Source organism: Acidovorax sp. T1 (genome assembly GCF_002176815.1).
Classification (GTDB): domain Bacteria; phylum Pseudomonadota; class Gammaproteobacteria; order Burkholderiales; family Burkholderiaceae_C; genus Acidovorax.
In genome coordinates this window covers 3,969,144-3,984,477 of record NZ_CP021648.1, presented here as the reverse complement: position 1 = coordinate 3,984,477, position 15,334 = coordinate 3,969,144, and the positions used below count along the sequence as shown (strand labels likewise).

Genomic DNA, 15,334 nt, shown 5'->3' with positions numbered 1-15,334 from the left:
ACCCACCATGATAGTGACGCAGGGCATTCCATGGGGGCGCCGCCCAGGTGCGCCGCGCGCGGATCGCGGACAATCAGGCGCTTTATCGCTTGTGCTGCCTCGGCCCCCTGGGCCAAACGGCCCCTTTTGAGCGTGTCCGACATTACCGTGCCCCCCCAAACCCCTTCACCCACCCTTGCCACCCCCGCCACGGCCATGACGCCGCTGGAGCGCCGCTCCAGCATCAGCCTGGCGCTGATCTTTGCGCTGCGCATGCTGGGCCTGTTTCTCGTGCTGCCCGTATTCGCACTGGAGGCACGCAAATACCCCGGCGGTGACGACCCCGCGCTGGTCGGCCTGGCCATGGGCATCTATGGCCTCACCCAGGCCGTGCTGCAACTGCCGCTGGGCATGGCGTCCGACCGCTTCGGGCGCAAGCGCGTCATCGTGCTGGGCCTCTTGGTGTTTGCGGCGGGCAGCCTGCTGGCGGCGCTGGCCGATTCGCTCACCGGCCTGCTGGTGGGCCGCGCGCTGCAGGGCGCCGGCGCCGTGTCGGCTGCTGTAACAGCCCTGCTGGCCGACCAGACGCGCGACGCCGTGCGCACCAAGGCCATGGCGCTGGTGGGCGGCAGCATCGGCCTGGTGTTTGCCGTGGCGCTGGTGGCCGCCCCGGTGCTGACGGCCCATATCGGCCTGGCCGGCCTGTTTGGCCTGACCTGCGCACTGGCGCTGGCGGGCGTGGCCGTGGTGCTGTGGTGGGTGCCGGCCGAGTCGGCTGAGCACAAAAACGCACCGCGCGGCAGTGTGTCCGATGTGTGGCGCAACCCCGATCTGCTGCGCCTGAACCTGGGCGTGTTCGTGCTGCACACCGTGCAGTTGTCGATGTGGGTGGCCGTGCCGGCCATGCTGGTGCAGGCGGGCCTGACCAAAGACCACCACTGGCAGGTGTATCTGCCGGCCGTGGTGCTGTCTTTTGTGGCCATGGGGGGGCTGTTTGCGATGGAGCGGCGCGGCCGCCTGCGCGGCGCCCTGCTGGGCGCCATTGCCCTGGTGCTGCTGGTGCAGGTGGGCCTGGGGCTGCTCTCGGCCAGCGGCGCCACCCCCACGCTGTGGGTGCTGGGGCCGCTGATGTTTTTGTTCTTTTGCGGCTTCAATGCACTCGAAGCCAGCCAGCCCAGCCTGGTGTCGCGCATGGCACCAGCGCCGGTGCGCGGCGCGGCGCTGGGCAGCTACAACACGCTGCAGTCGCTGGGGCTGTTTGCCGGCGGCGCACTGGGCGGCGCACTGGTCAAATGGGCCGGCGCACCCGGGCTGTTTGCCGCCACCGCCGCCTTGACCGCCCTGTGGCTGGTGCTGACCTGGCCTCTGCGCCCCGTGGGCCGCAGCGCGGGCGGCGGGCACTGAAATTTGCCTGGCCGCAGCGGGCGAACGCCACCCCCGCTTGCGGCACAATGCACCCTTTGGCGCCTGGAATTCCCTCACATCCGGCGCTTTTTATCCCTTGAAGGCAAAGACACCACCATGGCATCCATCAACAAAGTCATCATCGTCGGCAACCTGGGCCGCGACCCGGAAATGCGCACCTTCCCCAGCGGCGACCAGGTGGCCAACGTGACGATTGCCACCACCGATCGCTGGAAAGACAAGCAGACCGGCGAAATGAAGGAAGCCACCGAGTGGCACCGCGTGGTCTTCAACGGCCGCCTGGCCGAGATCGTGGGCCAATACCTGCGCAAGGGCTCGCAGGTGTACGTGGAAGGCAGCCTGCGCACCCGCAAGTGGACCGACCAGGCCGGCGTGGAGAAATACAGCACCGAAATCCGCGCCGACCAAATGCAGATGCTGGGCGGCCGCCAAGGCATGGGCGGCCAAGGTGGCGGCCATGACGACGGCGGCGGCTATGGCGGAGACTCCGGCGGCGGCTACGACCAGGCCCCGCGCCGCGCCGCGCCAGCACCCATGCAACAACGCCCTGTAGCACCCGCCCCCCGGCCCGCGCCGGCCCCAGCGGCGCAGGCACCGCGCGCTGCCTCGGGCTTTGATGACATGGATGACGACATTCCGTTCTGACAGCCAACGCTTCAGCGAACAAAAAAGCCTGCCAACACATAGTTGGCAGGCTTTTTTTTCTGGGCAACCAGCGCCCGGCCTGAACCGTTGCGGCGACACAAGGCATTGGCGGCCACATCGCCCCACGCAGCGCATCAAAATTAATAGCTGCTAGCGCTTATCCAGCAAGCGCTAGCAGCCATTTTCATCAAAACTTTCAGGCCGACGGGTCCACCGCCGCAATCACACCGCCGCCCAGGCACACCTCGCCGTCGTACAGCACGGCACTTTGCCCTGGCGTGACGGCCCACTGCGCCTCGGGAAACTCCAGGCGAAAGTCGGCGCCCACCGCACTCACCACGGTGCAGGCCGCATCCTGCTGGCGGTAGCGCGTCTTGGCGGCGTACGGGCCCGGCGCGGGCGCATGGCCCGCGCACCAGCTGGCATCCTGGGCATCAAGCCGGTGCGACAGCAGCCAGGGGTGGTCGTGGCCCTGCACCACGCGCAGCACGTTTTTTTCCATATCCTTGCGCGCCACAAACCACGGTTCGTGCTCACCCACGCCGCGCTGGCCCCGCTCTAGCGCGGCCTTCAGCTCGGCGCCCTTGGCTTTCACGCCACCAATGCCCAGGCCCTGGCGCTGGCCCAGCGTATAAAAGCTCAGGCCCACATGCTGGCCCAGCGTGCGGCCCCGGTCGTCCTGGATGGGGCCGGGCGCGTGGCTGATGTAGCGGTTCAAAAACTCGCGAAACGGCCGCTCGCCAATGAAGCAAATGCCGGTGGAATCCTTCTTCTTGGCATTGGGCAGGCCAATTTCTTCGGCAATGCGGCGCACCTCGGTCTTGTGCAGCTCGCCCACGGGGAACAGCGTTTTGGACAGCTGCGCCTGGTTCAGCCGGTGCAAAAAATAGCTCTGGTCCTTGGACGGGTCCAGGCCCTTGAGCAGCTCGAACAGGCCCGTGGCTGCGTTCTGGCGCACGCGCGCATAGTGCCCGGTGGCAATCTTCTCGGCCCCCAGGCGCATGGCGTGGTCGAGAAAGGCCTTGAACTTGATCTCGGCATTGCACAGCACATCGGGATTGGGTGTGCGCCCGGCCTGGTACTCGCGCAAAAACTCGGCGAACACGCGGTCTTTGTAGTCGGCCGCGAAGTTGACGTGCTCGATCTCGATGCCGATCACATCGGCCACGGCGGCGGCGTCCACGAAGTCGATGTTGGACGAGCAGTATTCGCTGTCGTCGTCATCCTCCCAGTTCTTCATGAAGATGCCGACCACCTCGTGGCCTTGTTGTTTGAGCAGGTAGGCGGTGACGGCGGAATCCACTCCGCCGCTCAGGCCCACGACAACGCGTTGCTTTTTCATGGACGGGATTATCCGGCTATCGCCGTGTTACCCAAGACAACTGCTATTGAATATGTAGCTTATGACGCTTGATGAATAAAGGCCAAGGCCTATTTTTTATAAAAACCCAGTAACCTTTTATCCATGCCTTCGAGGGCAGTCGATGCTGGGGCGCCGAACAGGCTTTTGCAATTCATCTGTCCTTTGCTTTCTGGTCGTGTGCGTTGCCAGGACAATCCAGGCCACCGCACCCCCTACCAAGGACGACGATGGCATTGCCCGATGGTTTGTACGACTTGCTGTTGACCGAGGGTCTGGCCCGTTCGCTCGCTGAGCTGGCTCCGTCTCGCGCAGATGTGTCGCCCTTGAAGGGCGGAGCGACTGAATTTCTAACCGATGCCATTACGCGGCAACTTGGGACACTCCTCGACGACCTGCCCGGCGAGGATGCGGACAAAGTCAAAGCGCAACTGGAGCTGGTCAACGGGCTTCTGGTGATGCTGCGGCAGCGGCTCGTGGGTGGTGTTGGTGAGGTGGGCACTGGTCCATCCGCGGATGTCATTGACCTGATTGCCTCTCCGTTGCGGGTCCTGCGGGCGGTCCAGCGTGACCAGCAGTTCCCGGCGTCGCCAGAGATTGGTCTGGGGGTGCCTTGGCTCTTTACCGCCGGAAAAGGCTCGCCTTCGCTGCTGCAGGAAATCCGCCGTGAGCTGGCCTCCAGCGACCAGGTGGACATTCTGGTCAGCTTCATCACCGTCTCCGGCGTGCGCAAGCTGCAGGACGTGTTGCAGCAGATCACGGCCATGGGCGCGCAACCAACAGGGCAGGCGCCACGCAAGACCCGTCTGCGCATCCTCACCACCACCTACACCGGCGCGACCGAGGCGCGTGCGCTGGACGAGCTGGCACGCCTGCCTGGGTGTGAAGTGCGCGTGTCGCTCGATGGCCGGCGTACCCGTCTGCATGCCAAGGCCTGGCTTTTCCAGCGCAAGACAGGCTTCGGTTCGGCGTATGTCGGCAGTGCCAACCTCTCGGGCGCTGCATTGACCGGTGGGCTGGAGTGGACCGTCAAACTGACCCAGCGGGCGCAAGAGGCCCTGTTTGCCCGTGCTGTGGCCCATTTTGAGACGCTGTGGGCCGACAGCGAGTTCCAGCGCTACGACCCGGACAACGTTGAACACCGGCAGGCCCTGGCAGCGGCGCTGGGCCGCGAGTCGTTTGGTGGCGAACCCTCGACCGCCATCAGCTTTTTTGACCTCCAGCCCAAGACCTATCAGCAGGAGATGCTGGAGCAGTTGGCCAACGAACGAGCCCACGGTCGCAGCCGCAACCTGCTGGTGGCTGCCACCGGCACCGGCAAGACGGTAGTGGCCGCGTTCGACTACCGCAACACCTGCCGCAACGAAGGCGGGCACCCGCGCCTTTTGTTTGTGGCCCACCGCGAGGAAATCCTGCGCCAGGCCTTGCGCACCTACCGCGAGGTGCTGCGTGACCCCGAGTTCGGTGAGCTGCTGACCGGCAGCCGCCAACCCGAACGCTGGAACCATCTGTTCGCCACCATCGACAGCCTGACCAGCCGCGATCTTGTGGCCACCGTGGGCGCCGACCACTGGCACACGGTGGTGGTGGACGAATGCCACCGCTTGGCTGCCGACCGGTTTGATGCTTTTGCCAAAGCCGTTCGCCCCAACGTGTTGCTTGGGCTGACAGCCACGCCTGAGCGCAGCGACGGCCAACCCATCGTGCAGTATTTCGATGCACGGCCAGACGGCAGCCCGGCGGTGGAGCTGCGGCTGTGGCATGCGCTGGACCTGCAACTGCTGGCGCCGTTTGAGTACTACGCCTGCGACGACGCCACCGACTTCTCGGAAGTGCCTTGGGACCGGCCGGGGGAACGGGAGGCGGTGGACAACCTGGTCACGGGCAACGACGTTCGCGCCCGACTCGTCATCAATGAATGGCGCCGCTTGGCGTCCGACGCAGGGCAGTCACGGGCTATCGTTTTCTGTGTGTCGGTGGCCCACGCCGAATTCATGACCAATTGGCTCAATCGCGCGGGGCTGCCTGCGGCTTGTGTGGTCGGCACGACGGCGAGTGAAGAGCGGCGCCGGGCACCACAGCGCTTGACTGACGGCGAGTTGTGCGCGTTGGTGACAGTCGATCTCTACAACGAAGGCATTGACCTGCCGATGGTAGACACACTGTTGTTGCTGCGGCCCACGCAAAGCCCGGTGCTGTTTCAGCAGCAGATTGGCCGTGGCCTGCGTCTGGCTCCCGGCAAGGAAAGCTGTCTGGTGCTCGACTTTGTGGGCCAGCACCGCACGGAGTTTCGGTTTGACCGCCTGTTGTCGAGCCTGACCGGCTTGTCGCGGCGCGAGCTGACCGACGGTGTGGAGAACGGGTTTGGCAGTTTGCCGCCCGGTTGCCATATTCACCTGCAACGCCAGACGCGCGAGCAGGTGTTGCAAGGTTTGCGGGCCTTGATATCGCAGAACTGGCGGCGCCTGAAGACCGAGCTGCAGACCTACGCCGCGCTGCGTGGCCGCTCGACCGTGCAGTTGGCCGATTTTCTGCACGACCAGGCACTGGACCTGGAAGACGTCTACCGCGCTGGCACCGGCCAAGGCCGTAGTGGTTGGACGGCACTGAAGCGCGATGCGGGCCTGATGGTGGCCGAACCTGGCCCGGAGGAGGACTATTTCAGCCGCCGCTTTGGCGACCTGCTACACGTAGATGATCCGCGTCGGCTCGATGTGATGGCTGCAGTCGGCACGCGTCACAAAGATTCGCAGGTGCCCACGGCAGAGGAAGCATTGGGCGTGCAAATGCTGGCCTACCAGATTGATGGGCGCCATGAGCAGGCCGGCGGGCACGAGGCCTTCATGGCGCGTGTGGCGCAGCACCCCGCCATTGCGGCAGAACTGGTGGAGTTGTCTGCGCTGCTGCAGGCCCGCAGCACCTTGGGCGCGCATCCGGTTCCCGGTCTTGAAGACACGCCGTTGTGTCTGCACGCTGCGTATGGTGTGCGTGAAATCCTCACTGCGGTGGGCTGGCTGACGGCGTCGCGCCGCGTACCCTTCCAGGCGGGCACCTTGTCATTGATCAGCCGCAAAACCGAGCTGTTGTTCGTCACGCTCGACAAGAGTGAGGGCTACCACGATCGCATCGCGTACCACGACTACGCGGTCAGCGCGGAGCGCTTTCATTGGCAAAGCCAGAACAGCGCTGGCCCGGACACGCCAGGTGGCCGCCGCTACCTCGAAAGCGCGACCAATGGCTGGCAGTTCCAACTTTTCGTGAGGCCGCGCAAGGGTGAGGCCTACCGCGCCTGCGGCCCCGTGGCGCTGGAGTCGGCCGAGGGCGATCGACCCATGAACATCATCTGGAAAATGCACACTCCGCTACCGGCGCGACTGTTCAGAGAATTCAGTGTGCTTCGAGGGGTGTAACACTCCGGCAAAAAGGACCCCCATGGAACTGCGCCAACTCCGCTACTTCGTCAGCATCGTCGAGCTCGGCTCCATGGGCCGGGCCGCGCTCGACCTGAACATGGTGCAGTCGGCGCTGAGCCAGCAGATCAGCCGCCTGGAGGGCGAGCTCAGCACCCGGCTGCTGCAGCGCACGGCCAAGGGCGCGGTGCCCACCGAGGCGGGGTTGGCGTTTTTTCGCGAGGCGCAACTGGCGCTGCGCCATGCCGACCAGGCCGCGCGGGCGGCGCAGCAGGCGCGGCTGACGGGCAGCGTGAGCGTGGGCCTGTCGCCCACCACAGCGTCGGTGCTGGGTGTGCCGCTGATGCGCGCCATGCACGAGCGCTACCCCGATGTGCGCCTGCACATGGTGGGCAGCCTGTCGGGGCACCTGTCGACCATGCTCAACGCGCGCCAGCTCGACCTGGCCGTGCTGTTTGACACCCAGCCCGCACGCCGCTGGAGCGTGCTGCCGCTGCTGGAAGAGCGCCTGTTTTTGATCCGCTCGGCGCACCACCCGGCGCAGCAGCCACTGCCAGCGGGCAAGGTGGCCCTGGCGCAGCTGGGCGATGAGCCGCTGATTTTGCCCACCGGCCCGCACGGCCTGCGCAGCCGGCTGGATGCCGCCTTTGCCCAAGCGCGCGTGGCGCCGCGCATGGCCATGGAAATCGACTCACTCGCGCTGCTGATGGATGCGGTGGACATGGGCCTGGGCAGCACCATCCAGCCCTGGGCGGCGGTGGGCCGCTACCCCGACGCGGCGCAGCGCTTTGTGCTGGCCGAAATTGCAGATGGCCCGGCCTACCGGCCCGCTGCGCTGTGCAGCCTGTCGGACGACGAGCTCTCACCCGCCGCGCTGGCCGCGCGCGTGGTGCTGGGCGACTGCGTGCGCGAGCTGGTGCAGTCGGGGCGGTGGATTGGCGCGAGGTTGACCACCGCAGCCAACGGGTGAGGGGTTCTGGCAGCCAGCCGATAGAAAAAACGGACGACCCAAGCGCCCGCTTCAGTCCGCAGCGTTGCCTGGCCGCGTCTGTAGCCAGTGTTGACCGAAGTCAGTCAAGCGGTAGCGTTGCTTGCTGCTGCGTGGTTTGTCGGGCACTGTCATTTCGATGACGCCCACCTCCAACGCGGGCTTGAGGTAAGCCATACGGAAGTGCTCTGCGCTTTTGAGGCCCAGCGTGGATTGGATCAGATGGCGGGGCATCTCGCCCGCCATCGCGCGCAGCAGGCGCTCAACCTCCCCTGTGACTTCCCCTGTGACTTCCCCTGTGACTTCCCCTGTGACTTCCCCTGTGACTTGCTCGGTGGCCATGGTTGCGCCCACGGCGTGCGGATGGCAGGGCAAGCGAATCACAAACGAAAGTCGGTCATCATCGGTTTCAAACAGTGGTGTGGGCGAGCCATTCGCGGTCATCACCTTGAGGATTTTGGGGATGCCGGTCGAGCGGCCTTCCGTCAGATCCAGTTCTTTCAGGAACTCGCCAATCCGTCGGTTGCGGTAGCGGCGGCTGACCGCACGCCCTGCCTGAAAGTCCTCCAGCCGGATCGACCGATCCGGGCCGGGGAAGCTCAGGATGACCAAATCCTCGTGGCTGATGCGCACCTCGATGGGCTCGCGCTCTTCGTAAGACCGGTGGTAGACCGCGTTGACCAAGGCTTCCTCGATGGCGGCATAGGGGAAGTTCCAGACCCGTGTGGCTTCGGCGCGGTCTGGGTGCTTGATGACCGTCTCGCGCAGGTAGTTGCGCTGGATGTAGCTCAATGCCTCGCGTGTCATCCGCGCCAGCGGCCCCTTGAAGATTTTTTCCTCGAAGCGATCTCCGCCCGCGCCTTCGGGGAACCAGACCACATCGATCTGCACACCGGGAAAGAACCGCTCCGGCGCCTCGTTGAAAAACAGCAGACCCACGTTCTTGGGCCACGGCGACTCGGTGGGGCCGCCCGCCACATTCATCTGCCGCGCCAAGGCCTCGACCGACAATCCGGGCGCATCTGCCGCCAGCGCGCTGCCCACTTCCCGCAAGAAAGCCTGCATCAGCGGTTTGGATAAATCATCCATCTGTGCCGACGGGTGGTAGCGATCATCAAACGGCACCTTGGCGGCCAGGCTCAATAACTCCTGCTCGGTTTCGCCCTTGGCCTCGACCGTGCTGCTGTAGCGCCGGATGTAGTAGCGCCAGGTTTTCTTGTTGGCAGTGACGGCTTCCGGCGCTTTGTAGGGCCGGTTCTGTCCACCCGGAGCCCACAGCACTATCAGATTGCGCCCATCCACTTTCTCCAGGCTCAATACCGGGAAATACGGCGGTTGAATCAACTGACAAGCAGCCAGCAACTCCTGCTGAATCTTGTCGAGCTGGTTGTCGGCCAGCCCCACGGGCGGAAACACCGGCTCACCGCTGGCATCGCAATCCTGCCCGATCACTACATAACCGCCGCCGAGATTTTCAAAATCGTTGGCAAAGGCGCACAGGGTACGGAGGATTGCATCCGGATTCCATCCGGCCTTGTATTCGATGCGTTCGCCCTCGACCGTGCGCTGGCGCAGCAGGTCGGTGAGGTTGATGGGAAGTTTGGTGCTCATACCTTTATGGGTGCTGAGGATGCCACGGCTTGCTGACGCCGACCCAACGCAAGGGCGGTTTTTGCCGAATGTCTTTCACCCATCACGATCCGTGATGGGGTCATGCCGCGCGGCCCCTGCGCAAGCGGCGGTGTTCTTTCTACATTCCCCTACCCCCATGAATGATGAAAAGAACTTGCCCATGAGCCCCGACGTCCTGGTGATCGGCGGCGGCAACGCTGCCCTGTGCGCCGCGCTGATGGCCCGCGAGGCCGGTGCCAGCGTGCTGCTGCTTGAATCGGCCCCGCGCGAGTGGCGCGGCGGCAACTCGGGCCACACGCGCAATCTGCGCTGCATGCACGATGCGCCGCAGGATGTGCTGGTCGATGCCTACCCCGAAGAAGAGTATTGGCAAGACCTGCTCAAGGTGACGGGCGGCCTGACCAACGAACACCTGGCGCGCCTGGTGATTCGGGCGTCGAGCAACTGCCGCGACTGGATGCGCAGCCATGGCGTGCACTTTCAGCCGCCGCTGTCGGGCGCGCTGCATGTGGCGCGCACCAATGCCTTTTTCATGGGCGGCGGCAAGGCGCTGGTCAATGCCTATTACCGCAGCGCGGAAAAGCTGGGCGTGCAGATCCGCTATGAAGCGCCGGTGGACCGCATCGAGATCGAGAACGGCCGCTTCATTGCCGCGCATTGCACCGTGAACGGCAAACCCGAGCGCATCACCGCCAAAACCTGCGTGCTGGCCGCGGGCGGCTTTGAATCGAACCGCGAATGGCTGCGCGAGGCCTGGGGCCAGAACGAGCGCGGCGAATGGCCGGCCGACAACTTTTTGATCCGTGGCACGGCCTACAACAAGGGCGTGCTGCTGCGCCATCTGCTCGAAGACCATGGCGCCGACCGCATTGGCGACCCGACGCAGGCGCACATGGTGGCCATCGACGCGCGCGCGCCGCTGTACGACGGCGGCATCTGCACGCGCATCGACTGCGTCTCGCTGGGCGTGGTGGTCAACCGCGAGGCCGAGCGCTTTTATGACGAGGGCGAGGACTTCTGGCCCAAGCGCTACGCCATCTGGGGCCGCCTGGTGGCGCAGCAGCCGGGGCAGATTGGTTATTCGATCATCGACAGCAAGGCCATTGGCCGCTTCATGCCGCCGGTGTTTCCGGGCGTCAAGGCCGACAGCCTGCCCGAGCTGGCGCACAAGTTGGGCCTGCCGGTGGACACCTTCATGCGCACCCTCAACGCCTACAACGCCGCCTGCCGCGTGGGCAGCTTCGACCACACCGCCCTGGACGACTGCCGCACCGAAGGCGTCACGCCCGCCAAGACGCACTGGGCGCGGCCCATCGACCAGGCGCCGTTCTATGGCTACGCGCTCAAGCCTGGCGTCACCTTCACGTATCTCGGCCTGCACACCGACGACACGGCCGCCGTGCGCTTCAACAACCAGCCCAGCGACAACCTGTTCGTGGCGGGCGAAATGATGGCCGGCAACGTGCTGGGCAAGGGCTACACCGCCGGGGTGGGCATGAGCATTGGCACGGCGTTTGGCCGCATTGCCGGTACGCAGGCGGCGCAAGCAGCTTTACAGTCAAACAAGGCCCCAGCGCGCATCCAGCAAGCGCAAGCAGCTACAAAAACAGGAGTACATGATGCAAACGCTTGAAGCCCTGACGCGCGACGCCAGGGCGCTGGCCAACGGCGAGATCGTGCTGTCCGCCCCCGAGACCGAAGTGGCGCGCCAGATGCAGATCTGCAACGCCTGCCGCTACTGCGAGGGCTTTTGCGCCGTGTTCCCGGCCATGACGCGCCGGCTGGAGTTTGGCAAGGCTGACATCCACTTTCTGGCCAACCTGTGCCACAACTGCGGCGCCTGCCTGCACGCCTGCCAATACGCGCCGCCGCACGAGTTTGCGGTGAACGTGCCCCAGGCCATGGCCCAGGTGCGCGGGCAAACCTATGCCGACTACGCCTGGCCGCCCGCGCTGGGCCAGCTCTACCAGCGCCAGGGGCTCACGCTGTCGCTGGCGCTGGCCGCAGGGCTGGCGCTGTTCCTGGTGCTGGCCGTTGCGCTTGGCGGCGCAGGCGTGGGCGCCCTGTGGGGCACGCCGGTGGGCGGCTTCTATGGCATCTTCCCGCACAACCTGCTGGTGGGCCTGTTTGCGCCGGTGTTCGTGTTTGCCACGCTGGCGCTGGCGCTGGGCGTGCGCCGCTTCTGGCGCGACGTGACGCCAGCCACCAGCGGCGCGCCGCTGTCCACGCCCGCCGCCGCCGAGGCCACCGATGCGGTGCTGCGCCTCAAATACCTGGACGGCGGCCACGGCGACGGCTGCCACAACGAGGACGACGCCTACACCCTGTCGCGCCGGCGCTTTCACCACCTCACGTTCTACGGCTTCATGCTGTGCTTTGCCGCCACCAGCGTGGCCACGGTGTACCACTATGCCTTCGGCTGGGCAGCCCCCTACGACCTGCCCAGCCTGCCCAAATTGCTGGGCGCGGCAGGCGGCGTGGCCTTGGCGCTGGGCACGGCCGGCCTGTGGCGGCTGAACCTGCGCCGCCACCCGCAGCACGGCGATGCCGCGCAAAAGCCCATGGACCGGGGCTTCATCGCCCTGCTGTTCCTCACCGCCACCAGCGGCCTGGCGCTGTGGCTGGGCCGTGGCACACCCGCCCTGCCGCTGCTGCTGTGCCTGCACCTGGGCGCGGTGATGGCGCTGTTTGCCACGCTGCCCTACGGCAAGTTTGCCCACGGCATCTTCCGCACCGCCGCGCTGTTGCGCCACGCGGTGGAAAAGCGCCAGCCCAACCCGATCGGGCTGGGTAGTGACTGAAATTCATCAAAAACAATAGCTGCCAGCGCCCGATTGGTCTGGGCTACAGCCACATTTCATTAGAAACAACACCAGGAGACCCACCATGAAAAAACGCACCCTGATCCAGGCCGCCGCCGCGGCCACTGCCTTTGTGGCCTTCTGCAACCCTGCGCTGGCGCAGGACTTTCCGCCCAAGAAGCCTGTCACGCTGGTGGTGGGCTTTGCGGCGGGCGGCGCTGCCGATGCCGCTGCGCGCCTGATCGCCAAGAAACTGGGCGAGAACATTGGCCAGACCGTGGTGGTGGACAACAAGGGCGGTGCGGGCGGCAACATTGCCCACCAGTTTGTGGCCAACGCCGCACCCGACGGCTCGGTGCTGCTGTTCGGCTCGGTCGGCCCGCTGACCATCGCCCCGCACCTGATGAAGCTCAGCTACGACCCGTTCAAGGACCTGGCGCCCATCTCGGGCGGTGTGAACTTTCCGAACGTGCTGGTGGTGCACAAGGGTACGGGCGTGAAGACGCTGGCCGAATTCATCCAGTTGTCCAAAAAGAAACCCGGCAGCGTGGACTTTGCCTCCACCGGTGCGGGCTCGGCATCGCACCTGGCGGGCGAGCTGTTCAACCAGCGCGCGGGCATCGACATGACCCATGTGCCCTACAAGGGCGGCGCGCCCGCGCTGCAAGACCTGCTGGGCGAGCGCATCGCCTCGTACTTTGCCGCGCCGCCCACCGCCATGCCGCATGTGGAGTCGGGCAAGCTGATTCCGCTGGCCACCACGGGCCTGACGCGCCCGGCCTATCTGCCCAACATCCCCACCGTGGCCGAGTCGGGTTTCCCCGGCTTTGAGGCGCTGAACTGGTATGCCTTCGTGGCGCCGGGCAAGACCCCCGCGCCACTGCTGGACCGTTGGAACCAGGAAATCGTGAAGGTACTGAATGACCCAGGCGTGAAGGAAGCCTTGCTCAAGCACGGCCTGACGCCCCAGCCCACCACGCGCGCCGAATTCGCGGCCTTCATGAAGAAGGAATCGACCCAGTGGGCCGCCATCATCAAGGAGCGCAAGCTGATGGTGGACTGACTTCGAAGCGCCAATCCAGCGAGGCCCCAGCTGCCTCGCACCAACAAAGCGGCCCCGTCAGAGGGCCGCTGCGCTTTGCAGCACGCTCGCATCGGTGTGGATCAGCGACAGCGGTGCGCGCTGCCCAGCCAGGTAGTCCTGGATGCACTGCAGCACCAGCGGGCTGCGGTGGCGGCCTGCGCTGGCGCGCAACTCGTCCAGCGTCATCCACACAGTGCGCACGATGCCTTCATCGAGCGCGCGCCATTCGTGGTGCGTGCCCACCGTGCCGGCAAAGGCAAAGCGCAGGTAGGTGATGTCGTCGCCCGTGCGCGTGCGCGTGAAGCGGTTGAGGTACACGCCCACCAGGGCCGCGGGCGCGAAGTCGTGCGCCGTTTCCTCTAGCACCTCGCGCACACAGGCTTCGATGGGCGATTCGCCCGGGTCCAGATGACCGGCCGGGTTGTTAAGCCTGAGGCCATCGGCCGTGTCTTCTTCCACCAGCAAAAAGCGGCCATCGCGTTCGATGATGGCGGCCACGGTGACATTGGGTTTCCAGCGGTTGGGCATGGCGCGCATTATGACCACGGGCCGTGACAAGCGCTTGATGACGCCTTGCAGCGCCTCAGTGCGGCACCACGGGCGGCTGCACGAAATCTTCCAGCGACAAGCCCTTTTCCTGGAGCAGCGCCTCCAGCACCGGCTGCAGGCGGCCCAGGCTTTCGTGCACTGCCTCGCGCACGGTGTCCACCACCACCTGGGTGCTGCGCTCGATCTCGATGTTGAGCGCATCGCCCACCTGCTTGCCCTCGAACACCGTGGCGCGGCGGGTTTCGGGGATCAGCCAGACCTCGAACCAGCCCTCGGCCCGGTTCACTTCCGACACCGTGAGGCTGGCGCCGTGGATGGCGATGTAGCCCTTGGCAAACACATACTTGCGAAACTCGGGCGGCACGGCCACGCGCCACACCAGGTTGTTGTCAAATTCGCGGCGCTCGATGAGCGTGCCGGTGAAATCGACATGGCCCGACAGCGGGTGGCCGCCGATCTCGGCGCCGTCCTTGGCTGCGCGCTCCACGTTCACGCGGTCGCCTTGGCGGTAGCGGCCCAGCGTGGTGATGTTCAGGCTTTGCAGCATCACGTCAAAGTTGGCCTGCGTGGGCGAGAGGATTTCCGTCACCGTGAGGCACACGCCGTCGGTGGACACGCTGGCGCCCAGGCCCAAGTCGTGGCAGAAGCCCTCGGGGAAGTCAAGCGTGAAGGTGCGCAGGCCTGCGCGGTCGTGGATGGCGGCGATGCCTGCCGTGGCTTGGACGATGCCTGTGAACATGGTGGCGCGGCTTTCCGGGTGCGTTGCGGAGCGCAGGGCCTGCGAGGGCGGGCAGCACTCCTGAAGGGGGTACGCAGATTTTGCCACCCGGCCTGTTCTGCGCGGAGCACCCATGTCTTTATCGCATGGGCGGCGTATCTGTTGCAGCCGCCATGGCGCGCGCCATGTACACCGCGCCCGCGCCATAGCTGGCCAGCCGTTCGCGTTGCGCTGCGTCGCCCAGCGGCCTTGGGGCGTAGCCATGCCGCTGCCAATAGGTTTGCGAGCCCTGCACCGACACCAGCGCCGTGTGCCGCAGCCCCTGCGCCGCCGCGTGGTCCCACAGCGACTGCAGCAGTGCCTGGGCCATGCCCTGCCCGGCGCAGGCGGGCAACACCGCCATGTCATGCAGGTACAGCGTGTCGACCTGCGCCGCCGGCTCGAAATCACCGTGCAAAGGCGTGACCTTGCCCAGCACGGAGCGGTAGGCCGCCAGATAGGCGCAGACTTGTCCATCGCGCTCCAGCACCAGCGAGCAGTTGGCGGGGCTGGCCAGGCGGCGCGCAAACACCTCGGCACTCTCGACAAAGCCCGGGCCATAGCAGGCCCGCTGCACGGCAAGAAGGTCCGCGAGGTCGCGGTGCGCCAGGGCACGCAGGCGCACTGGCGACGGACGGGAAACGGGAGGGAAGGTCACGGTGGCGGCAGGCAAAAAGCAAGCACCGGATTGTCAGGCAAGGAGT

Annotated in this window: 12 protein-coding genes; 7 read left to right on the top strand and 5 right to left on the bottom strand. The window is 65.8% G+C overall.

The genetic code is table 11. The features are described 5' to 3' along the window. The first annotated feature begins 195 nt into the window (after positions 1–195). Together CCX87_RS18480 and ssb are read left to right on the top strand one after the other, a co-directional pair. Positions 196–1,383 carry an MFS transporter gene (locus CCX87_RS18480; protein ID WP_087748004.1) on the top strand — a complete coding sequence of 396 codons (1,188 nt, stop codon included), beginning with the start codon at positions 196–198 and terminating at the stop codon, positions 1,381–1,383. A 117-nt stretch (positions 1,384–1,500) separates the two neighbouring features. Beyond that, the gene (gene ssb, locus CCX87_RS18475; RefSeq protein ID WP_087748003.1) at positions 1,501–2,049 is read left to right on the top strand and encodes a single-stranded DNA-binding protein; all 549 of its coding nucleotides are present in this window, start codon (positions 1,501–1,503) and stop codon (positions 2,047–2,049) included. A gap of 196 nt (positions 2,050–2,245) precedes the next feature. Here ssb and mnmA read toward each other — a convergent pair whose 3' ends face one another. After that, on the bottom strand, positions 2,246–3,391 hold the full coding sequence (mnmA, locus tag CCX87_RS18470) for a tRNA 2-thiouridine(34) synthase MnmA (RefSeq protein WP_087748002.1): 1,146 nt from the start codon (positions 3,389–3,391) through the stop codon (positions 2,246–2,248). 248 nt (positions 3,392–3,639) lie between these two features. Between mnmA and CCX87_RS18465 the strand changes: the two genes are divergently transcribed. Next, entirely contained in the window at positions 3,640–6,819 is a 3,180-nt protein-coding gene (locus CCX87_RS18465) for a DUF3427 domain-containing protein (RefSeq protein ID WP_087748001.1), read from the top strand. A gap of 22 nt (positions 6,820–6,841) precedes the next feature. Then, positions 6,842–7,789: a LysR family transcriptional regulator gene (locus CCX87_RS18460; protein ID WP_087748000.1), complete on the top strand. Its 948-nt coding sequence runs from the start codon at positions 6,842–6,844 to the stop codon at positions 7,787–7,789. Between the two features lie 51 nt (positions 7,790–7,840). Here the strand turns inward: CCX87_RS18460 and CCX87_RS18455 are convergent, their stop codons facing one another. Next, the gene (locus CCX87_RS18455) at positions 7,841–9,418 is read right to left on the bottom strand and encodes a Fic family protein (protein WP_087747999.1); all 1,578 of its coding nucleotides are present in this window, start codon (positions 9,416–9,418) and stop codon (positions 7,841–7,843) included. A 181-nt stretch (positions 9,419–9,599) separates the two neighbouring features. On the opposite strand from CCX87_RS18455, the gene tcuA reads away from it, so the two are divergent. The 3 genes from tcuA (at position 9,600) to CCX87_RS18440 (ending at position 13,303) form a co-directional block, all read left to right on the top strand. Continuing rightward, complete coding sequence (gene tcuA / locus CCX87_RS18450) at positions 9,600–11,072, top strand: FAD-dependent tricarballylate dehydrogenase TcuA (protein WP_087748495.1); 1,473 nt, start codon at positions 9,600–9,602, stop codon at positions 11,070–11,072. After that, positions 11,059–12,240, top strand: coding sequence for a tricarballylate utilization 4Fe-4S protein TcuB (gene tcuB / locus CCX87_RS18445; protein ID WP_087748497.1), 1,182 nt, complete (start codon positions 11,059–11,061; stop codon positions 12,238–12,240). Before tcuA ends, tcuB begins: the two co-directional genes overlap by 14 nt. An 85-nt stretch (positions 12,241–12,325) precedes the next feature. After that, positions 12,326–13,303: a Bug family tripartite tricarboxylate transporter substrate binding protein gene (locus CCX87_RS18440; protein ID WP_087747998.1), complete on the top strand. Its 978-nt coding sequence runs from the start codon at positions 12,326–12,328 to the stop codon at positions 13,301–13,303. Positions 13,304–13,360: 57 nt separating this feature from the next. On the opposite strand, the gene CCX87_RS18435 is transcribed toward CCX87_RS18440, so the two are convergent. The 3 genes from CCX87_RS18435 to CCX87_RS18425 form a co-directional block, all read right to left on the bottom strand. After that, positions 13,361–13,852, bottom strand: a complete 492-nt coding sequence (locus tag CCX87_RS18435; protein WP_087748493.1) for an NUDIX hydrolase — start codon at positions 13,850–13,852, stop codon at positions 13,361–13,363. A 55-nt stretch (positions 13,853–13,907) separates the two neighbouring features. After that, positions 13,908–14,612, bottom strand: a complete 705-nt coding sequence (locus tag CCX87_RS18430; protein ID WP_087747997.1) for a riboflavin synthase subunit alpha — start codon at positions 14,610–14,612, stop codon at positions 13,908–13,910. A 118-nt stretch (positions 14,613–14,730) separates the two neighbouring features. Beyond that, positions 14,731–15,288 (bottom strand): GNAT family N-acetyltransferase, encoded by a 558-nt coding sequence (locus CCX87_RS18425; RefSeq protein ID WP_198314735.1) that lies wholly within the window; start codon positions 15,286–15,288, stop codon positions 14,731–14,733. Positions 15,289–15,334: the final 46 nt, after the last annotated feature.

Coding starts and splice junctions, on each gene's coding strand:
- CCX87_RS18480 (WP_087748004.1), top strand. CDS start 196: ATGACGCCGCTGGAGCGCCGCTCCAGCATCAGCCTGGCGCTGATCTTT.
- ssb (WP_087748003.1), top strand. CDS start 1,501: ATGGCATCCATCAACAAAGTCATCATCGTCGGCAACCTGGGCCGCGAC.
- tcuA (WP_087748495.1), top strand. CDS start 9,600: ATGAGCCCCGACGTCCTGGTGATCGGCGGCGGCAACGCTGCCCTGTGC.
- CCX87_RS18435 (WP_087748493.1), bottom strand. CDS start 13,852: ATGCCCAACCGCTGGAAACCCAATGTCACCGTGGCCGCCATCATCGAA.
- CCX87_RS18460 (WP_087748000.1), top strand. CDS start 6,842: ATGGAACTGCGCCAACTCCGCTACTTCGTCAGCATCGTCGAGCTCGGC.
- CCX87_RS18440 (WP_087747998.1), top strand. CDS start 12,326: ATGAAAAAACGCACCCTGATCCAGGCCGCCGCCGCGGCCACTGCCTTT.
- CCX87_RS18465 (WP_087748001.1), top strand. CDS start 3,640: ATGGCATTGCCCGATGGTTTGTACGACTTGCTGTTGACCGAGGGTCTG.
- tcuB (WP_087748497.1), top strand. CDS start 11,059: ATGCAAACGCTTGAAGCCCTGACGCGCGACGCCAGGGCGCTGGCCAAC.
- mnmA (WP_087748002.1), bottom strand. CDS start 3,391: ATGAAAAAGCAACGCGTTGTCGTGGGCCTGAGCGGCGGAGTGGATTCC.
- CCX87_RS18455 (WP_087747999.1), bottom strand. CDS start 9,418: ATGAGCACCAAACTTCCCATCAACCTCACCGACCTGCTGCGCCAGCGC.
- CCX87_RS18430 (WP_087747997.1), bottom strand. CDS start 14,612: ATGTTCACAGGCATCGTCCAAGCCACGGCAGGCATCGCCGCCATCCAC.